Origin of the sequence: Kitasatospora sp. NPDC093558 (genome assembly GCF_040683475.1) — a bacterium.
Lineage (GTDB): Bacteria > Actinomycetota > Actinomycetes > Streptomycetales > Streptomycetaceae > Kitasatospora.
In genome coordinates, this window is the sequence record NZ_JBFBDY010000365.1 from 1 (window position 1) to 6,376 (window position 6,376).

The window sequence follows — 6,376 nt, forward strand, 5'->3', positions numbered from 1 at the left end:
GCTCCTGCTGGACGGCTGCGAGCACCTGGTGGACGCCTGCGCGGAGCTGGCGGACACCCTCCTGCGGGCGGTGCCCGGGCTGCGGGTGCTGACCACCAGCCGGGCGCCGCTGCGGGCCGGCGGCGAGCACCTGTTCACGGTGGCTCCGCTGCCCGCCGGACCGGTGCCGGTCGGCCGGCCCGGGCCCGGCACCCTGCCGGACGCGGTGCAGCTGTTCGCCGACCGGGCGCGCGCCGTGCTGCCGTCCTTCGCCGTGACGGAGGCGAACGCCGAGGCGGTCGGCCTGCTGTGCCGCCGGCTGGACGGCATCCCGCTCGCCGTGGAGCTGGCGGCCGGGCGGCTGCGCGCGCTGTCCGTCGAGCAGATCACGGCCCGCCTGGACGACCGCTTCCGGCTGCTGACCGGCGGCGCGAGAACGGCCCTGCCCAGACACCAGACGATGCGCACGACGATCGGCTGGAGCCATGAGCTCTGCACGGTGCAGGAACGTTTACTCTGGGCCCGCCTCGCGGTCTTCGCCGGCGGCTTCGACCTGGAGGCCGCCGAGTACGTGTGCGCCGGCGAGGGCATCGACGCCGAGGACGTCCTCGACCTGCTCTCCGAGCTCGTCGCCAAATCCGTCGTACTGCGCGAGGACACCCCGTACGGCGTCCGCTTCCGGCTGCTCGACACCCTGCGCGAGTACGGCGGCCAGTGGCTGCGCGCCGCCGGCGACGAACAGCGGCTGCTGCGCCGCCACCGCGACTGGTACCTGGGGGTCGCCACCTGGGGCGAGGTCGAGTGGTTCGGCCCCCGGCAGGCGGAGACCGCCGAGCGCACCGGGCTCGCCCACACCAACCTCCGGGCCGCGCTGGAGTTCTGCCTCTCCGAGCCCGGCGAGGAGCAGCTCGCCCTGCTGATGGCCGGCACGCTCTGGTTCTACTGGGTCGGCAGCGGCCACCTCGGCGAGGGCCGGCACTGGCTGGACCGCGCGCTCGCCCTGGCCGGCGAGCCCACCGAGGCGCGCGCCAAGGCGCTCTGGGTGACCGGCTACATGGCGACCCTCCAGGGCGACCTGCCCGCCGCCCGCCCGGCCCTGGAGGAGTGCCGCCGCCAGGCCCTGGCCACCGGCGACGACCGCGCGCTGGCCTACGCCGTCCACCGCCAGGGCTGCGCGGCCCTGATCGGCGACGAGCCCGAACGCGCCGCCGAGCTGTTCGAGGAGGCGCTCTGGCACTACCGGACGATCGGCGAGCTCAACAGCAACGTCCTGATGGCCATGCTCGAACTCGGCCTCGCCTACGTCTTCCAGGGCGACCGGGAGAGCGGCGAGCTCTGGTTCGGCCAGGCCCGTGAGGTGTGCGAGGAGCACGGCGAGCAGTGGGCGTACGCGTACGTGCTGTACGCGATGGCCTTCTCGCACTGGATGGACGGCGACGTCCGCCCGGCCCGGGTCCTCGCCCGGGAGAGCGTGCGGCTCAACCACCTCTTCCACGACCTGCTGGGCATCGTCCTCGGCATCGACCTGCTGGCGCTGCTGGAGACCGAGCCCGCCGGGCCCGGCGTCCCGGGCGACCTGCGCGAGGCCCGGCTGCTCCAGGGCGCTGCGCACCGGATCTGGCGCACGGTCGGCACGCCGTTCCTCGGCTCGCGGTTCTTCTTCGGCCCGCACGAGCAGTGCGCCGAGCGGGCCCGGGCCGGGCTCACCGAGCAGGAGTACGAGGACTGCTACGCGGCCGGCGCCCGGCTCGACCTCGACGCGGCGGTGTCCCGGGCCCTCGGCACCGGCGGCTCCCCGGACGGGCCCGAGCCGGGGCCGGGCCCGTACTCGGCGCCGCCGGCCCCGGCGCCCGCACCGGTGCGGAATAGCTGAAGCTTGCGGATTGCTTGAGGAGGCAAGTACCAAGCCGGAAGGAGCCACCGTGGCCGTCCACACCGCCGCCGACGAGTACCGCCGGGCGAAGCTCTACTTCGAGTCCAAGGCGTACAGCGAGGCCGCCCACATCCTGGAGGGCGTGCTCGCCGAGGAGCCGGCCAACCTCTCGGTCCGGCTGCTGCTCGCCCGCAGCTACTACCACTCCGCCCAACTCCGCAACGCCGAGGCCGAGTTGCTCCGGATCCTGGAGGCCGACCCGGCCGAGGACTACGCCCGGCTGATGCTCGGCCGCACCCTGGAGCGCCAGGTCCGCGCCGCTGAGGCCCGCCCGCACCTGCGGCTGGCCGCCGCGATGACCGGCGAGGCCGGCTGACCCGAGCGGAAACCGGGCCGGAGCGGAAAAGGGGCGAGCCCCCACCACCCCGAGGGGCGGTGGGGGCTCGCTGTGGTTCCGCGGACTGCGGGACCGGTCGCGGGTCAGCGCGAGTAGTACTCGACGACGAGCTGCTCGTCACAGATCACCGGGACCTCCTTGCGCTGCGGCGCACGGTCCAGGCGGAAGGCCAGGGCCTTCAGGTTGACCTCGAGGTACTTCGGGGTCTGGCCCTCACCCGCGTAGCCACCCTCACGGGCGACCTGGAAGGGGACCTTCTCCTTGCTGCGCTCGCGGACGGTCACCACGTAGCCCGGCTTCATCTGGAACGACGGCTTGTTGACCTTGCCACCGTTGACCTCGATGTGGCCGTGGACGACCATCTGGCGGGCCTGGTAGATGGTGCGGGCGATGCCCGAACGCAGGACCAGGGAGTCCAGACGGGTCTCCAGGTCGGCGACGAGCGCCTCACCGGTCTTGCCCTCGGCCTTCTTCGCGCGGTCGAACGCGCGCGCCATCTGCTTCTCGCTCAGGTCGTACTGGGCGCGCAGACGCTGCTTCTCGAGCAGACGGACCTTGTAGTCCGAGTTCTGCTTGCGACCACGGCCGTGCTGGCCGGGCGGGTACGGGCGGGCCTCGAAGTACTTGACGGACTTCGGGGTCAGCGGCACGCCGAGCGCACGCGCGATCTTGACCTTGGGACGCTTCTGGTTCGCCATGAACCAAACCTTCCTTGCTTACGAATACGGCTTCACCAGGTGTTGACGGAGGTCGCATCTCGCGACCCGGAGAAAACCCCGCCGCCTGCGCGGTGGGATCAGCCGCTCTCCGGAGCCGGGCACGAATGTGCTTGTCACACGGACGTTCCAGCGAACTGGCCCGCCCGCGACACCGAAACGGTGCGCGACGCTCCTGGTGCGGGCCCCCCGGAAGGGGCCTACGGCCGGCGTCCCGCTGGTGCGGCCGGTCGGTGGGGTCTCCCCCGCCGCCGTCCCGGGACGTGGCACTCCGATCGAGTATACCGGTGCGCGAACACCCCGATCACTCGCCCACTCGCCTCCGGGCACGCCCTCCGGGTACCCGGTGCCGACGGTCGTCGCTCCCTCGCTCGTTCCTCACTCCCTCGCTCCTTCCTTTCGGCACCGGCGCGCCCTTTGGCTCGGGGCGGTTCACTCCCCCCGGAGCCGCCCCCTCGTCCACTCCACGACGTCCGCGTAGCGGGCCTCGCCACCGCGCCGGGTGGGCTGGTAGTAGTCCTTGCCGTGCACCGCGTCCGGCGCGTACTGCTGGGCCGCGATGCCCTCTGGCAGGTCGTGCGGGTACTGGTAGCCCTTGCCGTGGCCGAGCTTGCCCGCGCCGCCGTAGTGCGCGTCCCGCAGGTGCGGCGGCACCGCGCCCGCGAGGCCCTGCCGGACGTCGGCCAGCGCCGCGTCGATCGCCAGGTAGGCCGCGTTCGACTTGGGCGCCAGGGCCAGCGCGATCGCCGCCTGGGACAGGATGATCCGCGCCTCCGGGAAGCCGATCAGCGCCACCGCCTGGGCCGCCGCCACGGCCGTCTGCAGCGCCGTCGGATCCGCCAGGCCGACGTCCTCGCTGGCCGAGATCATCAGCCGCCGGGCGATGAAGCGCGGGTCCTCCCCCGCCTCGATCATCCGGGCCAGGTAGTGCAGCGTGGCGTCCACGTCGCTGCCGCGGATCGACTTGATCAGCGCGCTCGCCACGTCGTAGTGCTGGTCGCCGTCCTTGTCGTAGCGCACCGCCGCCTGGTTGACCGCCGTCTCCGTGGTGGCCAGCGTGATGCTCGGCTCGCCCTTCTCCAGCGCCGCCCCGGCCGCCGCCTCCAGCGTGGTGAGCGCCCGCCGGGCGTCCCCGCCGGCGAGCCGCACGAGGTGGTCCTCCGCCTCCTCGGTCAGCTCCAGCGCGCCTTCGAGGCCGCGCTCGTCGGCCACCGCCCGGCGCAGCAGCGCGCGGACGTCGTCGTCGGTCAGCGACTCCAGGGTGAGCAGCAGGGAGCGCGACAGCAGCGGCGAGATCACCGAGAAGTACGGGTTCTCGGTGGTCGCCGCGATGAGGGTGACCCAGCGGTTCTCGACGGCCGGCAGCAGCGAGTCCTGCTGGGCCTTGGAGAAGCGGTGGATCTCGTCCAGGAAGAGGACCGTCTCGCGGCCGGACATGCCGACCGCCCGCCGGGCGCCGTCGATGACCGCGCGGACCTCCTTGACCCCGGCGGTGATCGCGGACAGCTCGACGAAGCGGCCCTCGACGGCCTGGCTGATGACGTGCGCGAGCGTGGTCTTGCCGGTGCCGGGCGGGCCCCAGAGGATCACCGAACTGGTCGCCGCCGGCCCGCGCGAGCCGGCCACGAGCCGGCGCAGCGGCGAGCCGGCCTTGAGCAGCTGGCGCTGCCCGGCGACCTCGTCCAGGGTCCGCGGGCGCATCCGCACGGCCAGCGGAGCCCGGCCGGGCTCCTTGGCCTGGCGTTCCTCGGCGGCGGCGGTGAAGAGGTCCGGTTCGTCCACACCGGAAGCCTATGCGAGGGCGCCGACAGCCCTACCGCTTACGGCGGTCCAGCAGCACGACCTCGAACTCCTCCAGCGACCGCAGGGTGCCGCCCAGCGCGGCCACCGCCTGCGCCCGGGAGTCGGCCGTCGGCCCGCGCGAGGCCGCGAAGGTCTCCTGGTCCGCGTAGATCGCGCCCACCGACAGGCGTCCGGTCGTGCGGTCGGCCAGCATCGCGGCGGTCACGAATCCGGGCATCTTCTCCACCACCGGCAGCACCCGGTCCCGGAAACTCTCGGCGGCCGCGTCCACCTTGGCCGGGTCGACGTCGGCCCGCGACAGCCGGAACCCCGCGCCGGGGCCGGCCTCGCCGGGCGGGGCCACCGCCACGGCCTCCCACACCTCGGTGGTCACCGTGCCGGCCAGCGGGGCGAGCAGTTCGGCCCGGCGCTCGCCGAGCTCCTGGTCGCTGTCGCGTTCGGCCTGCGCGGACGCCCACCAGGAGCTCATCACGATCTTGCCGACCGTCCGGTCGGCGTACAGCCCGTAGCCGATGTAGCCGGGCTGCGGGGAGAGCAGTCCGACGGCCTCGACCCTGAGCCCGTCGAGGGTCCGGTCGATCCGGTCCGGGTGTCCGGTGGCATAGACGGTACGAACGAACATGAGCGCGCCTCCCGACGTCGCCCGGGCGCCACGGGGCCCGATCGCAGGAGTGCGGCGCCCGGAGTATCCCCGTCTACTCCAGTCTGGCAGCGTGGTCCGGAACGTACTTCTGGAGGTCGCGCGGGGGCCGCTGGTAGCCGCGCGGGGCCGGGCGCGGCGGCAGGTCGATCTTCGGCGCCCTGATCTCGTGGTACGGCAGGGTGGACAGCAGGTGGGCGATCATGTTGATCCTGGCGCGGCGCTTGTCGTCGCTCTCCACCACGCGCCAGGGCGAGTCCGGGGTGTCGGTGTAGACGAACATCTCGTCCTTGGCCCGCGAGTAGTCCTCCCAGTGGGTGATCGACTCGACGTCCATCGGGGAGAGCTTCCAGCGCTTCATCGGGTCCTCCAGGCGGTCCCGGAAGCGCTGCTCCTGCTCGGTGTCGCTCACCGAGAACCAGTACTTGCGCAGCAGGATGCCCGCCTCGATCAGCATCCGCTCGAAGGTCGGGCACTGGTGCAGGAACTGCCAGTACTCCTCGTCGGTGCAGAAGCCCATCACCCGCTCGACCCCGGCCCGGTTGTACCAGCTGCGGTCGAACAGCACGATCTCCCCGGCCGCCGGCAGCTGCTCGACGTACCGCTGGAAGTACCACTGGCTCTTCTGCCGCTCGGTCGGCGTCGGCAGCGCCGCGACCCGGGCGATGCGCGGGTTCAGATACTCCGTCACCCGCTTGATCGCGCCGCCCTTGCCCGCCGCGTCGCGCCCCTCGAAGACCACGACCAGCCGGGCGCCCTCGACCCGCACCCACTCCTGGAGCTTCACCAGCTCCTGCTGGAGCCGCAGCAGTTCCCGCTCGTACGGCCGCTTTGCCAGCCGCTGCACCTTGGCCACCCGGGATCCTCCGTCCGCCCGCTGATGATCCCTCACGGTAGGCGCTGCGGACCGGATCCGCAGGTCGTGACCGGGGGAGTGCGGCAGCGGCGGCCCCCTGAACCGCCGCTGC

The 6,376-nt window shown here is 73.0% G+C and carries 6 protein-coding genes; 2 read left to right on the top strand and 4 right to left on the bottom strand.

The annotated features are described in order from the left end of the window. Together AB0O00_RS26465 and AB0O00_RS26470 are read left to right on the top strand one after the other, a co-directional pair. On the top strand, positions 1–1,852 hold a 1,852-nt coding region (locus AB0O00_RS26465), incomplete at its 5' end, for a regulator (protein WP_363655804.1). A gap of 49 nt (positions 1,853–1,901) precedes the next feature. Continuing rightward, on the top strand, positions 1,902–2,228 hold the full coding sequence (locus tag AB0O00_RS26470) for a tetratricopeptide repeat protein (protein ID WP_363655806.1): 327 nt from the start codon (positions 1,902–1,904) through the stop codon (positions 2,226–2,228). A 104-nt stretch (positions 2,229–2,332) separates the two neighbouring features. Here AB0O00_RS26470 and rpsD read toward each other — a convergent pair whose 3' ends face one another. The 4 genes from rpsD to ppk2 all read right to left on the bottom strand — a co-directional run bounded on the left by rpsD (position 2,333) and on the right by ppk2 (position 6,264). After that, positions 2,333–2,947, bottom strand: a complete 615-nt coding sequence (rpsD, locus tag AB0O00_RS26475; RefSeq protein WP_030056230.1) for a 30S ribosomal protein S4 — start codon at positions 2,945–2,947, stop codon at positions 2,333–2,335. A gap of 450 nt (positions 2,948–3,397) precedes the next feature. Next, positions 3,398–4,747, bottom strand: coding sequence for a replication-associated recombination protein A (locus AB0O00_RS26480; RefSeq protein WP_363655808.1), 1,350 nt, complete (start codon positions 4,745–4,747; stop codon positions 3,398–3,400). A 31-nt stretch (positions 4,748–4,778) separates the two neighbouring features. Further along, complete coding sequence (locus AB0O00_RS26485) at positions 4,779–5,390, bottom strand: antibiotic biosynthesis monooxygenase (RefSeq protein WP_363655810.1); 612 nt, start codon at positions 5,388–5,390, stop codon at positions 4,779–4,781. 73 nt (positions 5,391–5,463) lie between these two features. Beyond that, on the bottom strand, positions 5,464–6,264 hold the full coding sequence (gene ppk2, locus AB0O00_RS26490) for a polyphosphate kinase 2 (RefSeq protein ID WP_363655812.1): 801 nt from the start codon (positions 6,262–6,264) through the stop codon (positions 5,464–5,466). Positions 6,265–6,376: the final 112 nt, after the last annotated feature.